Consider the following 976-nt stretch of genomic DNA (forward strand, 5'->3'; position numbering starts at 1 on the left):
CGGGACGCCAAGTTTGTTGTGCTGCCAAGCGCTGTGTAATTCATCCGTTCGGCCGAGCCGAGATTGCCGACCACGGCCTCGCCAACATGAATGCCGAACCGCGTGAAAAACGACTGCAAGCCCTCGGCCTCGAATTGAGCGTTGAGGCGTTCGCTGGCCAACTTACCTGCAAGCGCCGCCCGACAGGCACGCTCGACGTGATCGGGCTGTAAATTCGGGGCGTTCCAGAAAACCATCACTGCATCGCCGATGAACTTGTCCACCGTGCCGCCTTCAACAAGGAAGGCCTCCGTCAGCGCAGTGAAATAACGGGACGTCTGGCGCATCAGCGCATCGGGGTCCGAAGCCTCGGCAATGGTCGTGAAGTTGCGAACGTCAGTGAAGAGGACGGTGATTTCTTGCCTAACGCCGCCTAGCTCCGTGGAAATCGAATTGTCGACGACTCGCCTGACCAACTCCTTGGGAACGAAACGCGAGAACGACCATATTGCGCGCTCGGCGAGGCTTACGGTGAGGCCGAGTTCGTAAATTTCCCTGATGTAGGAACCGATCGGCGAGCTCTCGGGGGCACCCATCGTCTGCAGCTTGGCCGCCTGGGCCGTTATCGCCTTTATGGAACGGGACATCTTGCTGCCGAAAAACCAGACAGCCGGCACAAAGGCGACACTGGCGATCGATGCGATGATCAGCCCGACCCGGTTCAATCTCTTAATATCTTTGACAAAATCGTCTTGCTGCGCGACCATCAGGACGTAAACGCCAAATTGTCCGCCCAGTTTGAATTTCCTCAACCGGAAGAGGAAATTCCGCCCTCGTTCATCGCGGGTGTTTCCGTCGTATTGGTCGGCACCATCCCAGGCTCTCAGGATCGACGACGCCAGTCCGCCACCCATTTGCTTGACGCCGAACAGCTGCGGATGCGAAGGATGCGTCATCGCATCCTCGACGAATTGCACAAAATCAGGATGTGCGAGGA

1 protein-coding gene is annotated in these 976 nt (G+C 57.6%); it reads right to left on the reverse strand.

Annotated features, from left to right (window positions below):
* Nucleotides 1-976, reverse strand: a 976-nt coding sequence (locus tag AC629_RS44375) for an adenylate/guanylate cyclase domain-containing protein (protein ID WP_143199964.1), incomplete at both ends; no start/stop codon positions are given.

The sequence above is a fragment of the Bradyrhizobium sp. NAS80.1 genome (genome assembly GCF_001908205.1).
In the GTDB taxonomy this organism is placed as follows: domain Bacteria; phylum Pseudomonadota; class Alphaproteobacteria; order Rhizobiales; family Xanthobacteraceae; genus Bradyrhizobium.